At 64.2% G+C, this 12,299-nt stretch carries 13 protein-coding genes; 11 read left to right on the forward strand and 2 right to left on the reverse strand.

The annotated features are described in order from the left end of the window. Positions 1–107 precede the first annotated feature (107 nt). The 9 genes from NLM33_RS02685 to NLM33_RS02725 all read left to right on the forward strand — a co-directional run bounded on the left by NLM33_RS02685 (position 108) and on the right by NLM33_RS02725 (position 8,789). Entirely contained in the window at positions 108–1,565 is a 1,458-nt protein-coding gene (locus NLM33_RS02685; RefSeq protein ID WP_254094426.1) for a 6-hydroxynicotinate reductase, read from the forward strand. Continuing rightward, on the forward strand, positions 1,562–2,461 hold the full coding sequence (locus NLM33_RS02690) for a UPF0280 family protein (protein ID WP_254094428.1): 900 nt from the start codon (positions 1,562–1,564) through the stop codon (positions 2,459–2,461). Before NLM33_RS02685 ends, NLM33_RS02690 begins: the two co-directional genes overlap by 4 nt. A gap of 26 nt (positions 2,462–2,487) precedes the next feature. Beyond that, on the forward strand, positions 2,488–3,072 hold the full coding sequence (locus NLM33_RS02695; protein WP_254094430.1) for an amino acid synthesis family protein: 585 nt from the start codon (positions 2,488–2,490) through the stop codon (positions 3,070–3,072). A gap of 81 nt (positions 3,073–3,153) precedes the next feature. Beyond that, complete coding sequence (locus NLM33_RS02700; RefSeq protein ID WP_254094432.1) at positions 3,154–4,356, forward strand: ABC transporter substrate-binding protein; 1,203 nt, start codon at positions 3,154–3,156, stop codon at positions 4,354–4,356. Between the two features lie 151 nt (positions 4,357–4,507). Further along, on the forward strand, positions 4,508–6,397 hold the full coding sequence (locus tag NLM33_RS02705; RefSeq protein ID WP_254094434.1) for an ABC transporter permease: 1,890 nt from the start codon (positions 4,508–4,510) through the stop codon (positions 6,395–6,397). Next, a complete protein-coding gene (locus NLM33_RS02710) occupies positions 6,394–7,185 on the forward strand; it encodes an ABC transporter ATP-binding protein (protein ID WP_254094436.1) in 792 nt (263 codons plus the stop codon). Before NLM33_RS02705 ends, NLM33_RS02710 begins: the two co-directional genes overlap by 4 nt. Next, entirely contained in the window at positions 7,182–7,886 is a 705-nt protein-coding gene (locus NLM33_RS02715) for an ABC transporter ATP-binding protein (RefSeq protein ID WP_254094438.1), read from the forward strand. The genes NLM33_RS02710 and NLM33_RS02715 overlap by 4 nt, the downstream gene beginning before the upstream one ends. Before the next feature lie 14 nt (positions 7,887–7,900). Then, a complete protein-coding gene (locus tag NLM33_RS02720; protein ID WP_254094440.1) occupies positions 7,901–8,356 on the forward strand; it encodes a MarR family winged helix-turn-helix transcriptional regulator in 456 nt (151 codons plus the stop codon). A gap of 43 nt (positions 8,357–8,399) precedes the next feature. After that, positions 8,400–8,789, forward strand: a complete 390-nt coding sequence (locus tag NLM33_RS02725) for a hypothetical protein (RefSeq protein ID WP_254094442.1) — start codon at positions 8,400–8,402, stop codon at positions 8,787–8,789. A gap of 9 nt (positions 8,790–8,798) precedes the next feature. Here the strand turns inward: NLM33_RS02725 and NLM33_RS02730 are convergent, their stop codons facing one another. Then, positions 8,799–9,488 carry a hypothetical protein gene (locus NLM33_RS02730; RefSeq protein ID WP_254094444.1) on the reverse strand — a complete coding sequence of 230 codons (690 nt, stop codon included), beginning with the start codon at positions 9,486–9,488 and terminating at the stop codon, positions 8,799–8,801. A gap of 143 nt (positions 9,489–9,631) precedes the next feature. After that, positions 9,632–10,831 carry an amidohydrolase family protein gene (locus NLM33_RS02735; RefSeq protein WP_254094446.1) on the reverse strand — a complete coding sequence of 400 codons (1,200 nt, stop codon included), beginning with the start codon at positions 10,829–10,831 and terminating at the stop codon, positions 9,632–9,634. A 150-nt stretch (positions 10,832–10,981) separates the two neighbouring features. Here NLM33_RS02735 and NLM33_RS02740 point away from each other — a divergent pair, with 150 nt between their 5' ends. Together NLM33_RS02740 and NLM33_RS02745 are read left to right on the forward strand one after the other, a co-directional pair. Further along, positions 10,982–11,755 carry a ferredoxin--NADP reductase gene (locus NLM33_RS02740; protein ID WP_254094448.1) on the forward strand — a complete coding sequence of 258 codons (774 nt, stop codon included), beginning with the start codon at positions 10,982–10,984 and terminating at the stop codon, positions 11,753–11,755. A gap of 162 nt (positions 11,756–11,917) precedes the next feature. Next, positions 11,918–12,238 (forward strand): hypothetical protein, encoded by a 321-nt coding sequence (locus tag NLM33_RS02745; RefSeq protein ID WP_254094450.1) that lies wholly within the window; start codon positions 11,918–11,920, stop codon positions 12,236–12,238. The last annotated feature ends 61 nt before the right edge of the window (positions 12,239–12,299 follow it).

Genomic DNA, 12,299 nt, shown 5'->3' on the forward strand with positions numbered 1-12,299 from the left:
TCGGCAGCCTCATGGTTTTGCCGGTGGTGCCGCTTGACAGCTTCCGGCATCGCGCGCAACATCGTTCGTATACGAATGATAAGCCCCTGTGATCCGCTGGCTTTGACATGGTGACCGAAGCGACGAGCGCTGCCTCCGACAAAATCCGATGCGATGCCTGTCCGGTGATGTGCTACATCAAGCCGGGCGCGGCAGGAGCCTGCGACCGCTATGCCAATCACGACGGCAAGCTCGTCCGCGTCGATCCGCATATCATCCTCGAGCGCACGGTGTCGCATGGCGGCAAGCTGGTGCCGTTCAGCCGGTCAGAGGATTGGGACGGCAAGATCGTCCATGAACCCTCGACCTTCGTCACCGCGATCGGCGCGGGCACGACCTATCCCGACTACAAGCCGGCGCCGTTCATCGTCTCATCGGAAGTCGATGGCGTCGACATGGTCACCGTCGTGACTGAAGGCATCTTCTCCTATTGTGGCGTCAAGGTGAAGATCGACACCGACCGCTATCTCGGCCCGGAAAGCGCGGTCGTGCGCGCGCAGGGCGAGGCCGTCGGCCACGTCACGACCAGTGAATACGGCTCGCAGATGCTGTCGCTCGGCGGCGTGCATCATCTGACCGGCGGCTCCAAGAAGGAAGGCCGCGTCACCTGCGACACGCTGATGGATCTCTCCAACTGCAAGCCTGTCGAGTTCACGATCGACGATGGCGCGACGGTGGTGGTTCAGGCGGGAGAGCCGCCGATCGTCAACGGCGTGAAGGAAGAGCGCATGCGCGTCGGCTGCGGCTCGGCGACGATCGGCATGTTCGCCAAGCAGTGGCACGGCAAGGTCGATGAGGTCGTCGTGGTCGACGATCACATCACCGGCGTGCTCAGCGAGCACCAGGCCGGCAAGCTGCTCGACATCGCCGACACCGGTATCAAGATGAAGGGCCGGCGCTCGACGCCCGGCCGCTATTTCCAGGTCGCCGATCCCGGCACGGGCTGGGGCGGCACCAACATCTCCGATCCGCTGTCGATCCTCGGCCCCTTCAACGCCAAGGAAGCAAAACCCGGCTTGACCATGCTGATGGTCTCCACGACCGGCGAGCACGCGTCCTACTATGTGCTCGACGACGCCCTGAAGCCGGTCGAGACCGAGATGCCGGCGGACTTGCGATTCTCGGTCGAGCGCATCCAGGAGAATTGCGAGCCGGCGCTTTGCACGGTGCTGTTCATGGCGGGGGCCGGCGGCTCCTTGCGCGCCGGCGTCACCGATAATCCAGTGCGTCTGACACGCTCGGTGAAGGATGCGCTGACGCGCGTCACCAGCGGCGGTGCGCCGGTTTATGTCTGGCCTGGCGGCGGCATCACCTACATGGTCGATGTGACGCAGATGCCGGCCGGTGCGTTCGGCTATGTGCCGACGCCGGCCCTTGTCGCGCCGATCGAGTTCACCATGAGGCTGTCCGACTATGCCGCGCTCGGGGGGCACATGGACCATGTGCGTCCGCTGTCCGAGGTCCAGGAGAGCGATGATGTCCGCCAGGTGCCGTGGCAGAACCCGATCCCGGGGCGGCGCGCATGAGGAGGCTCCCGCAAATCGCATTGCTGTCTGATGGCCGGCGGCTGCATTTGCAGGATGGTCCGATTGATCTGATCGTGGAGGCGAGGGGAGCCGCACAGCATGTGCGCGCGGCCCATGAGGCGGCGGCGCGGCGGTTCACCGGACTGCTCGACGAGCTCTGCGAGGAATTGCCCGAGTTGCGCAAGGCAGCGCTGCCGACGCAGTGCTGTCTTAAAGGTGTCGTCGCGCGGCGTATGTCCGCGGCCGTCGCACCCTATGCCGCCGATTGCTTCATCACGCCGATGGCCGCGGTCGCCGGCAGCGTGGCTGAGGAGATTGTGGGCGCGATGCTCGGTGCCGCGCAGCTCGACCAGGCCTATGTCAACAATGGCGGCGATATTGCGCTTCATCTAGGTGAGGGCGAGCGCTTCACCGTTGGTCTCATGGATCGCCCCGACCGCGACGGCGTGATGCGGGCGATGACGATCGAGGCGGACGATCCGGTCCGCGGCATCGCGACCAGCGGGCGCCATGGCCGCAGTTTCTCGCTCGGCATCGCCGACGCGGTCACGGTGCTGGCCGCGACAGCCTCGCAAGCCGATGCGGCAGCGACCGTGATCGCCAATGCCGTCGATCTGCCCGGGCATCCGGCGGTCAAGCGCCGTCCGGCGAACGAGCTCCAGCCCGACAGTGATCTCGGCGCGCGTCTCGTCACCCGCGAGGTCGGCGCATTGTCGCGGACAGATATTCGTGAGGCTCTCGAATCTGGCGCAGAATGTGCACGGCGTTTGTTCGATCGCGGACTGATCGAGGGTGCCGTGCTCAGGCTTTGTGGTGATATGCTTGTCATCGGGACCAAGGATATTGAACGGCAGCGATTGCGCCCGTCTGTGTTGGAGAGCGCGGTCCATGCCTGATCAGGAAGCGAACTAAGGAAGCCGACATGAGCGTGATCATCCGCAAGATCGTCACCGTCGTCGAAGAGACGCAGAGGGAGATGGGACGGTCCGTGTCACCGCCGACCCGGCGCGCCGCGGCCATCGCAGTCATTGAGAATCCGTTCGCCGGAAAATATGTCGAAGATCTTTCATCGCTGATCGCGATCGGCGAGGAGCTCGGCGATCTCTTGTCAAAGCGCGCGGTGGCGGCGCTCGGCATCGAGGGCGCGAAGGTGCAGAGCTACGGCAAGGCTGCCGCCGTCGGAGAGAACGGCGAGCTGGAGCACGCGGCTGCGATCCTGCATCCCAAGATGGGCGCGCCGGTGCGCAAGGTCCTCGGCAAGGGCGCGGCCCTGATTCCGTCGTCGAAGAAGCGCAGCGGTCCTGGCACGACCCTCGACATTCCCTTGGGCCACAAGGACGCGGCTTTCGTGCGCAGCCATTTCGATGGCATGGAAGTGCAGATCAATGACGCGCCGCGCGCCAACGAGATCATGGTCGCGGTCGCCGTCACCGACAGCGGCCGTCCGCTGCCGCGGGTCGGTGGGCTGACGGTTGCGGAGATCAAGGGCGACGACGGCCTGCGTTAGAGCATGATCCGGAAAAGTGGAACCGGTTTTCCGATAAGATCATGCTCAAGAAATAGAGTTTTCAAAAAACTGGAGGTTGGGATGCGAGCAAGAAACTATTTTGTCGGTGCGGCCTTCGCGCTTCTGGCCGGCGGCATGGTTCATTCGGCCATGGCGCAGGAGATCAAGATCGGCGAGATCAACAGCTACTCGCTGTTGCCGGCGTTCACCGAGCCCTATCGCAAGGGCTGGCAGCTTGCCGTCGAGGAGATCAACGCGGCCGGCGGTATCAACGGCAAGAAGCTTGTCGTGATCTCCAAGGACGACGGCGGCAAGCCGGCCGATGCGCAGACCGCGGCCAATGAGCTCGTCTCGAGCGAAGGCGTCGCGATGCTCGCCGGCACGTTCCTGTCGAACATCGGCCTAGCCGTGAGCGACTTCGCCAACCAGAAGAAGGTGTTTTTCCTCGCCGCCGAACCGCTGACGGACGCCGTCACCTGGTCGAAGGGCAACAAGTACACGTTCCGCCTGCGTCCCTCTAACTACATGCAGGCCGCGATGCTGGTGGAAGCGGCAGCTAAGCTGCCGGCAAAACGCTGGGCGACGATCGCGCCGAACTACGAGTACGGCCAGTCGGCGGTTGCGGTGTTCAAGAAGCTGATGTCGGAGAAGCGTCCCGACATCCAGTGGGTCGACGAGCAGTGGCCGCCGCAGGGCAAGATCGATGCCGGCCCGGTGGTGCAGGCGGTTGCCCAAGCCAATCCGGAGGCGATCCTCAACGTCACCTTCGGCGCCGATCTCGTGAAGCTGGTGCGCGAAGGCAATACCCGCGGCCTGTTCAAGGATCGCGCCGTGGTCTCGTTCCTGACGGGCGAGCCGGAATATCTCGATCCACTCAAGGACGAGACGCCCGAGGGCTGGATCGTCACCGGATATCCCTGGTACTCGATCAAGACGCCCGAGCACGACGCGTTCCTGAAGGCCTATCAGGCCAAGTACAACGACTATCCGCGCCTCGGCTCGATCGTCGGCTACCAGACCATCAAGTCGGCGGCCGCGATCCTGGCAAAGGCCGGGTCGACCGATCCGGAAAAGCTGATCGCAGCGGCGGAAGGCCTCTCGGTGGGCTCGCCCTTCGGCGACATCACCTTCCGCAAGATCGACCACCAGTCGACGCTTGGGGCCTTCGTCGGCAAGACCGCGTTGAAGGACGGCAAGGGCGTGATGGTGGATTCGGCCTACAAGAAGGGCGCGGACTATCTGCCTGGTGACGCCGAAGTCGAGAAGCTGCGTCCGAAGGATTGATGTGATCGAAGCCGGGGCCTCATGGTTCGAGACGCGCGGCGTTGCCGCGCTCCTCACCATGAGGGTCCCGGACCTCATCCTGAGGAGGCGCGAAGCGCCGTCTCGAAGGATGAAGCCCGTCTGCTGAGACTATTGTGAACCCGGACCGCCGATGGCCTTTTACGTCGTACAGTTTCTGACCGGACTCGCCAGCGCAGCGTCGCTGTTCCTGGTGGCCTCGGGCCTGTCGATCATCTTCGGCGTGACGCGGATCGTGAACTTTGCGCACGGCGCCTTCTACATGGTCGGTGCCTACATCGCCTTCACGCTGACGGATCGCCTCTCCGGTGCGTTCGGCTTCTGGGGCGGCATCGTCGTCGCCGCGCTCACGGTGGCGCTGATCGGTGTCCTCGTCGAGATGGTGCTGCTTCGGCGCATCTATCACGCGCCCGAACTTTTCCAGTTGCTCGCGACCTTCGGCCTGACGCTGATGGTCGAGGATCTCGTCGTACTCATCTGGGGACCCGACGATCTGCTCGGCCGCCGCGCGCCGGGCTTCAAAGGGGCGGTCGATTTCTTCGGCCAGAACATCCCGAGCTACGACCTGTTCCTGATCGTGCTCGGTCCGGTCGTGCTCGGCATCCTTTGGCTGCTGTTCCAGCGCACCCGTTGGGGCGTGCTGGTGCGCGCGGCGACGCAGGACCGCGACATGGTCGCGGCGCTCGGCGTCAATCAGAAATGGCTGTTCACGAGCGTGTTCGCGGTCGGCGTCTTCCTCGCAGCGCTCGGCGGCGCGCTGCAAATCCCGCGCGATGCCGTGCATCACGCCATGGACCTGCGCATCATCGTCGAGGTCTTCGTCGTCGTCGTGATCGGCGGTCTCGGCAGCATCGTCGGCGCCTTCGTCGCGGCGGTGCTGGTCTCCGAGCTCAACGCCTTTGGCATCCTGATCTTCCCGAAGATTTCCATCATCCTGGTTTTCCTCGTGATGGCGGTGGTGCTGATCGTGCGGCCCTGGGGCCTGTTCGGAAAGGCCGAGGCGCCCGCGCGCCGGACACCGGGCCTCACCGTCAATCCCTGGCGTCCGCTGACGTCGAACGAGCGGCTGGCTGCGTTTGCCGCGCTCGTCGTCGCGGCGGCGCTACCGCTGTTCGCCGGCAATTATGCTCTGACAGTTGGCTCGGAGATCGCGATCTTCGTGATCTTCGCTGTCAGCCTGCATTTCCTGATGGCGGTCGGCGGCCTCGCATCCTTCGGACACGCGGCGTATTTCGGCCTCGGCGCCTACGGCGTCGCGTTCCTCGCCAAGATGGCGGGGCTGCCGATGATCGTCTGCCTGCTGCTGGGGCCGTTGCTCGGCTGCCTTGGTGCCGCCGTGTTCGGCTTCTTCGCGGTGCAGCTCTCCGGCGTCTATTTCGCGATGCTGACGCTCGCCTTCGCGCAGATCGTGTGGTCGATCGCGTTCCAGTGGGTCAGCGTCACCGGCGGCGACAACGGCATTCTGGGCGTCTGGCCTTCGAGCTGGGCGGCGAGCCCGTCGCATTTTTATTGGCTGGCGCTCGGCGTCGCCGCGCTGGTGACCATCGCCCTTCGCGTCGCCGTGTTCTCGCCGTTCGGCTACGCCCTGCGCGCCACGCGCGACTCAGCGCTGCGGAGTGAGGCGGTCGGCATCAACGTCAAGCGCATGCAGTGGACGGCCTTTGTCATCGCGGGAACGACGGCCGGCATCGGTGGTGCGCTGTTCGCGTACCTGAAGGGCAGCGTCTTCCCGGATAATCTCGGCATCTCGCTTTCGGTCGATGCGCTCGTCATGGTGCTGCTCGGCGGCGTCGAGACGGTGTCCGGCGCGGTGATTGGCGCGATCGTCTACAAGGCGCTCAACATCTGGCTCGTCAGCCAGACTGACCTGTCAAAGCTCGTGCTCGGCGCCTTCATCGTGCTGATCGTGGTCGTCTTTCCGAAGGGTATCGTGGGCATGCTGGAAATGCTTGCGCAGCGGCGCAAGGGATCCTCGCCGCCGGGCGCGACATTGCTCGCCAAACCGATCGGGCCTGCCGAATGAGCGTCGCCCCCACACTTCTCGCGGTCGAAGGCCTGACCAAATCCTATGGTGGCATCCACGCTGTGCGCGGCGTCTCGTTCGAACTGCGCGCCGGCGAGATCCTGGCGCTGATCGGCCCCAACGGCGCCGGCAAGAGCACCTGCTTCGACATGCTCAACGGTCAGAACACGCCGGACGCGGGGCGTATCCGGCTGCTCGGCGAGGATACGACGGGCAAGAGGCCGCGCGAGGTCTGGCGACTCGGGGTCGGTCGCACCTTCCAGATCACCGCGACGTTCGCAACCATGACGGTGCGCGAGAACGTGCAGATTGCGCTGATCTCGCACCAAAGGCAATTGTTCAATCTCTGGGGTTCGGGGCCGCGGTTCGACCGCGACGAGGCCGTGCGCTTGTTGGAATTGGTCGGCATGGGCGGCTATGCGGATCGTCCCTGCGGCGAGCTCGCCTATGGCGACCTCAAGCGGCTCGAGCTTGCGGTTGCGCTCGCCAATCAGCCAAAGCTCCTGCTGATGGACGAACCAACCGCCGGCATGGCGCCGCGCGAGCGCATCGACTTGATGCGGCTCACCGCGCGCATCGCGCGGGAGAAATCCATTGGCGTGCTGTTCACCGAGCACGATATGGACGTGGTGTTCGAGCATGCCGATCGCATCATCGTGCTCAACCGCGGCACGCTGATTGCTGAGGGTTCACCGACGGAAGTGCGGGGTAATCCGCAGGTGCAAGCGGTTTATCTCGGCGAGGGCCTCGTCTACGACGCCCGCCATCGCGAGGGGGCCTCAACATGAAGCTCACGGTCGAGGGGCTCAACAGCCATTACGGTCCGGCCCATATCCTGTTCGACATCGCCCTTGAGGTCGGCGAGGGCGAGGTGGTCGCCTTGCTCGGACGCAACGGTGCCGGAAAATCGACGACGTTCCGCTCCATCGTCGGCCTCGTGGCCCAACGCTCTGGGCGCATCGTGTTCGAAGGCAAAGACGTCTCGGCCCGGCCGACGCATGAGATCGTGCGTGGCGGGCTTGGCTATGTGCCTGAAGAGCGCCGCATCTTCACCGATCTCACGGTCGAGGAGAATCTCGAAGTCGGCCGTCAGCCGAAGCGGCTGAACGCGCCATACTGGACGCGCGAAAAGCTGTTCACGCTATTCCCGAATCTGAACGAGATGCGTAACCGGCCGGGTGGCCGCATGAGCGGCGGCGAGCAGCAGATGCTGACCATAGCCCGCACGCTGATGGGCAATCCGTCGCTGGTGCTGCTGGACGAGCCGTCGGAGGGGCTGTCGCCCAAGATCGTGGAGCAGATGGTCGATGCGATCCTGACCATGAAGAAGGAAGGCGTCAGCATCGTCGTTTCCGAGCAGAACCTGCATTTTGCAAAGCTGATCTCCGATCGCGCCTATATCATCGAGCGTGGCCGAATCTGTTTCGGTGGTACGATGGCCGAGCTCGATGCGCGCCCGGATATCCGCGACGCACATCTGTCATTGTGAAGGGCGGGGCGGGAATGGCGAGAGGCGTCGCAGCCAAGAAGAGCGTCAGGCAGGCCAAGCCGCCTTATGTGCTCGACGAGCAGGTCGGCTTCATCCTGCGCCAGGTCTGGCAGCGTCACAGCGCGATCTTTGCCCGCGACATCGGCACCAATCTAACGCCGACGCAATGGGCGGCGCTGTCGAAGCTCGCCGAGACCGGGCCTTGCTCACAGAACCAGCTTGGACGCCTGACCGCGATGGATGTCGCGACCATCAAGGGTGTGATCGACCGGCTCAGCGCACGCGGACTGACTGAGACGAGCCAGGATCCGGAAGACGGCCGGCGGCTGCTGGTCAGTCTGACACGCGCCGGTCAGCAACTGGCCGAAAAGGTCGCGCCGAGCGCGCTCGCGATCACCCGCGAAACACTGGCGCCGCTCGACGCCAGGGAGCGCGAGATGCTGATGGCGCTGTTGAACAAGCTGAGGTGACCGGCGACTAACCTCGGTGAAGGTTTTGTCGAGGTTTACCGGCATGAGAGCGGCGACGCGGTTTGCGATGGTTTTGAGTCTTGGTACGGCGCTCGCGGGCGGGTGCGCTCCTGCCTGGGCCGCGCAGCCTTACGAAGGGTTCTGGGCGTCGACCAAAGAAGACTGCCGCGACGAGGACAGTGCCAACCGCATGAGCATCGAAGGCGGCAATCGCCTCTACTGGTACGAGACGCGGTGCCGCGCCAGCGAGATCACCGCCGACGGGAAGCTCAGCTGGAAAATGCGGCTGGCCTGTGAAGGCGAGGGTGAGCAGTTTCGTTCCAATCCCCGGGTGTCAATCGCTGCGGATGGCAAGCTCTTGATGGACAACGGCCCGGTCGGGCGCGCCAAGCGCCAGACCTATGTGCGTTGTGAGGTGGCCAAGCCGCGCTGATTCCTGCGCTTACGTCTTTCCCGGCCATTTGGCCCGATAGCGGATTTCGCTGCCGTCGGCATTGGCTTGCCAAGGTCCGAGTTCAGAGGCATGCGGCGCCTTGGCCGATAGGCCGATGGGGTAGAGCCGGTCAGGCTGGCCCTTGATCTTGATCTCCAACTGCCGCTGCGCGGTACGGAAGGCGAGCTCGACGTCGCCGGCAATGATGGGCCTTTCGCCGTCGCGGCGGATCAGGTCGAGGCGTAGTTCGCCCGGCATGGTGTTGAGATCGGTCTGCAATTCGATCGCGATGTCGCCGACCGAGCTCGGCATTGTCGCTCCCGCGGGGAGCCGAACCTCGAACACCAGAAGCGGATTGGCGGCATTCGGGTTGAGCCAGGGCGTCGCCGTGTTGACCGCGTAGACACAATAAGCAGTGCCGGCGGCGGCGCAGAGCGCGACAACGACGGCGAATGCCTTCCGGCCGCTATGGAGACTTCCGGCGCTATTGTCTCCGCCGGGCAGCCGCTCGGCCAGCATCGCGCCGAGCACGAGGCCCGCGATCGCGCCGGCAGGCGCAAAGACGAATAGCATCAGCATGCCGGACATGATGGGATCAGCCCGGTTTCCAAGGCCAACCAGCTCGAGCGCCAGCGGCACGGTGACAAAGCCGGCGATCGCGCCTGCCACCCCGCAGGCAATCCGCAGCGAATTCTTCACGTATCCTCGATGATCTCAAAATGAGCAGGCTGCCGCCAGGACAGTCAGCTTTTGTCGGAGCTGGCCAGCCGTTCGTTCACCGCTTTCGAGGCATTACTGCAAGTTATATCGGGCGCGCGTGTCGCGCGCCCGCTTTGTCGGTATCAATGCCCGCTGACGATCAGCGGCACATTGCCCGCGGGCGGGGTGTTGCGGCTGCGCTGGGTGCGGACGATGCCGTCGATGATGGTCATGCCGATGCCGGGGAGGTCGCCGAGTTGCACGCTCTCCAGAATATTCTTGCCCGGCGAATGCTGCGCCTTGTCCATCAACACGAAGTCGGCGGATCGGCCCACTTCAATGAGGCCGCAATCGAGCTCGCGCATGCGCGCCGTGTTGCCGGTGGCCAGGCAAAACGCGATCTCGGCCGGGAGCTCGCCGAGCGAGGACAGCATCGAGACCATGCGCAAGATGCCGAGCGGCTGCACGCCGGAGCCGGCCGGCGCGTCGGTGCCGAGGATGACACGGTGCAAATCGCCCATCTCGCGCGCGGTGCGCAGCGTGAACAGGGCCGAGCGCTCATTGCCGTTGTGCACGAGCTCGAGGCCGCGCTTGCAGCCCTCGCAGATGCAGCGGATCTGGTCGTCGGGCAGTGCCGTGTGGCCGCCATTGATGTGGCCGACCACGTCGGTGTCGGCCTCCAGCACCACGTCCTTGTCGATCAGACCGGAGCCGGGGATCGAGGGGCCGCCGGTGTGGATCGTGCTCTGGATGCCGTATTTGCGCGCCCAGCCCACCATCTTGCGCGCGGTCGGGCCGTCCTTCACGCCGCCAAGGCCAACTTCGCCGAGCAGTTTGACGCCGGCGGCGGCCATCTCCTTGAAGTCCTCCTCGACCATCTCGCATTCGATCACCGGCGCGCCGGCGTGAACCTTCACGCCGCCCGGACGCAGCGTCCAGAACGCGCGCTGGGCAAAGATCGCCATGGCTTTCAGGCCGACGACGTCGCGGGGGCGGCCGGGCATGTGCACTTCGCCGGCCGAGATCATGGTGGTGACGCCGCCATGGAGGTAGCTGTCGATCCAGTTGATCTGGTTTTGCCGCGGCGTCCAGTCGCCGGCGACGGGGTGGACATGGCTGTCGATCAGGCCGGGTGCGACGGTGGTGCCGTTGGCGTCCACGATGGTCGTCGCACCTTCCGTGTTGACGTCCTTGAAGCGGCCGATCGCGGTGATCTTGCCGTTCTCGGCAACGATGGTATCGCCATCCAGGATCGGCTTCTCCAGGGCGCCCGACAGCATCAGGCCGATATTGCGGATCACGAGCTTCGAAGGCCCGGTGGCCTGGGGTGCGTCATGCGCCATGGAAAGGTTCCTCATTCCTAACTGCAACGCTCGCGATCTTGGGCAGCCTTGACCAAAAGAACAAGCTGGATTATTCATTTGTATACGAACGATCGTATACGAATGACGCATAGCTGACAATCGCCTGCGCACCGGCAAGGGAAGGGTGAGATGAGCAATTTCAACCAGGAAAGCGTCCTCAGCGTCCACCACTGGACCGACACGCTGTTCAGCTTCAAGACCACCCGCAGCCCGACTTTCCGCTTCCGCAACGGCGAGTTCACGATGATCGGGCTGAAGGTCGGCGAGAAGCCGCTGCTCCGCGCCTATAGCGTCGCCAGTGCCAATTACGAGGACACGCTCGAATTCTTCTCGATCAAGGTGCAGGACGGCCCGCTGACCTCGCGGCTTCAGCACCTGAAGGAAGGCGACGAGATCATCGTCAGCCGCAAGGCGACCGGCACGCTCGTGATCGACAATCTCGAAGAGGGCCGCAACCTCTACCTCATCGGCACCGGCACGGGTCTTGCGCCGTTCCTGAGCGTGATCAAGGATCCCGAAACCTATGAGCGGTTCGAGAAGGTGGTGCTCCTGCACGGCTGCCGGCACGTCAAAGAGCTCGCCTATGGCGAGGTGATCACCGAGACGCTGCCGAATGACGAGTTGCTCGGCGACTACATCCGCAACCAGCTCATCTATTACCCGACCGTTACCCGCGATCCCTTTCGCAACCGCGGCCGCATCACCGACCTCATCACCTCGGGCAAGCTGTTCAGCGACATCGGCCTGCCGCCGCTCGAAGCGGCCCACGACCGCGTGATGATCTGCGGCAGTCCGGCGCTGGTCACTGATACCCGCGTGCTCCTGACCGAGCGCGGCTTCGTCGAGGGCAATCACGGCGAGCCGGCGCAATTCGTGGTCGAAAAGGCCTTTGCCGAGCGCTGAATCGGATATTTATTTGGGGCATGATCCTCTCGGAAAACCGCCGCACACTTTTCCGGATCATGCCCACCGCGCAATAAAGCCGCATTTTCGCCGCTCGACGCCCGTTGCGGCGTCGATTCGGCAGGCGATATTATGGGAACGCCGAATCAGCGGAGTTTCTACATGGTTGCGGACAACGACAGCAACATCGCCTGGCACCGGGTTCAGGTGAAGAAGAACCGCGCCGAGTTGAAGGCGCTCGAGACCGCGCGATTTACGATGGGCGAGGTCGCATCATCCAAGCGCGACGGACAGACCCAGAAGGCGATCGTGGAACTCAAGCGCAAGATCGCGCAATCCGAACGCGCGATTGCCGACTACGAGAAGCGTACACGCCGCCCGCTCGCAACCGACCTGCAAAGCCTCAGCAATGGGAGCTGGAGCCATTGGGACGCCTACACCAACCAGCGCAAAGCGGGGCCACGGTCGCCCGGGCGCGGCTGATCGCCTTCTTTTGATCGACGTTCCGGCCTTGCGCCGGCGATTGTGCACACCATCTGGTGAG

The sequence above is a fragment of the Bradyrhizobium sp. CCGUVB1N3 genome, assembly GCF_024199925.1.
In the GTDB taxonomy this organism is placed as follows: domain Bacteria; phylum Pseudomonadota; class Alphaproteobacteria; order Rhizobiales; family Xanthobacteraceae; genus Bradyrhizobium.

Bases quoted from the DNA above. Each gene is read 5' to 3' on its own strand.
- NLM33_RS02685 (WP_254094426.1), top strand. From the start codon at position 108: ATGGTGACCGAAGCGACGAGCGCTGCCTCCGACAAAATCCGATGCGAT.
- NLM33_RS02690 (WP_254094428.1), top strand. From the start codon at position 1,562: ATGAGGAGGCTCCCGCAAATCGCATTGCTGTCTGATGGCCGGCGGCTG.
- NLM33_RS02695 (WP_254094430.1), top strand. From the start codon at position 2,488: ATGAGCGTGATCATCCGCAAGATCGTCACCGTCGTCGAAGAGACGCAG.
- NLM33_RS02700 (WP_254094432.1), top strand. From the start codon at position 3,154: ATGCGAGCAAGAAACTATTTTGTCGGTGCGGCCTTCGCGCTTCTGGCC.
- NLM33_RS02705 (WP_254094434.1), top strand. From the start codon at position 4,508: ATGGCCTTTTACGTCGTACAGTTTCTGACCGGACTCGCCAGCGCAGCG.
- NLM33_RS02710 (WP_254094436.1), top strand. From the start codon at position 6,394: ATGAGCGTCGCCCCCACACTTCTCGCGGTCGAAGGCCTGACCAAATCC.
- NLM33_RS02715 (WP_254094438.1), top strand. From the start codon at position 7,182: ATGAAGCTCACGGTCGAGGGGCTCAACAGCCATTACGGTCCGGCCCAT.
- NLM33_RS02720 (WP_254094440.1), top strand. From the start codon at position 7,901: ATGGCGAGAGGCGTCGCAGCCAAGAAGAGCGTCAGGCAGGCCAAGCCG.
- NLM33_RS02725 (WP_254094442.1), top strand. From the start codon at position 8,400: ATGAGAGCGGCGACGCGGTTTGCGATGGTTTTGAGTCTTGGTACGGCG.
- NLM33_RS02735 (WP_254094446.1), bottom strand. From the start codon at position 10,831: ATGGCGCATGACGCACCCCAGGCCACCGGGCCTTCGAAGCTCGTGATC.
- NLM33_RS02740 (WP_254094448.1), top strand. From the start codon at position 10,982: ATGAGCAATTTCAACCAGGAAAGCGTCCTCAGCGTCCACCACTGGACC.
- NLM33_RS02745 (WP_254094450.1), top strand. From the start codon at position 11,918: ATGGTTGCGGACAACGACAGCAACATCGCCTGGCACCGGGTTCAGGTG.